The organism is Kitasatospora sp. MY 5-36 (genome assembly GCF_001182915.1).
In the GTDB taxonomy this organism is placed as follows: Bacteria; Actinomycetota; Actinomycetes; order Streptomycetales; family Streptomycetaceae; genus Kitasatospora.
In genome coordinates, this window is the sequence record NZ_LFVW01001311.1 from 1 (window position 1) to 921 (window position 921).

Genomic DNA, 921 nt, shown 5'->3' on the forward strand with positions numbered 1-921 from the left:
CGCCGAGGCCGAGGTGCTGCCGCTGCTCGGCGGCGAGGTGGCCGTGGCCGCCGTCAACGGCCCGCGCGCCACCGTGCTGGCGGGCCCGGAGGAGGCCGTCCTGCGGATCGCCGGGCAGCTCGCCGACGCCGGGCACCGCACCCGGCGGCTGCGGGTCAGCCACGCCTTCCACTCCCCGCTGATGGACCCGATGCTGGCGGAGTTCCGCGAGGTCGCGGCGGCGCTGACGTACCACGAGCCGCGGATCCCGGTGGTCTCCGGCACCGGCCGCCCGGTGACCGCCGAGGAGCTGTGCACGGCGGAGTACTGGGTCGGCCAGATCCGTGCCGCCGTCCGCTTCGACGACGTGTTCCGGCGGCTGGCCGCCGACGGGGTGAGCCGGTACCTGGAGCTGGGCCCGGACGGCGTGCTGACCACGATGGGCCAGGACTGCCTGGCCGTGGCGGCGCCCGAGGGCGGCTTCGCCCTGCTGCCCGCGCTGCGCCGGGACCGGCCGGAGGCCGCGGCCCTGGTCCGGGCGGTCGGCGCGCTGCACACGCTCGGCGCGGAGGTGGACTGGCCGGCCTTCTTCGCCGCGGCCGGAGCCGCCGCTTCCCGCCGTGTGGAGCTGCCCACCTACGCCTTCCAGCGCGAGCGGTTCTGGCTGGACGGCCCCGCGCCGGCGGCCGACCCGGTGGACACCGCCTTCTGGGCGGCCGTCGAGCAGCAGGACCTGGCCGCGCTCGGCGCGAGCCTCCGGCTGGCCGAGGAGGAGCAGCGCTCGCTGGGCGAGGTGCTGCCCGCGCTGTCCTCCTGGCGCCACCGCAAGCGGGACGGCTCCCGGCTCGACTCCTGGCGCTACCGGGCGGGCTGGCAGCGGCTCCCGGAGCCGCGGGCCGACCGCCCGATGGGCACCTGGCTGGCCGTGCTGCCCGCCGGGGG

The 921-nt window shown here is 78.5% G+C and carries 1 protein-coding gene; it reads left to right on the forward strand.

Annotation, left to right across the window (positions count from 1 at the left end):
• Nucleotides 1–921 (forward strand): acyltransferase domain-containing protein (locus AE652_RS42155; RefSeq protein WP_049661468.1); only part of this gene is annotated, 921 nt, incomplete at both ends.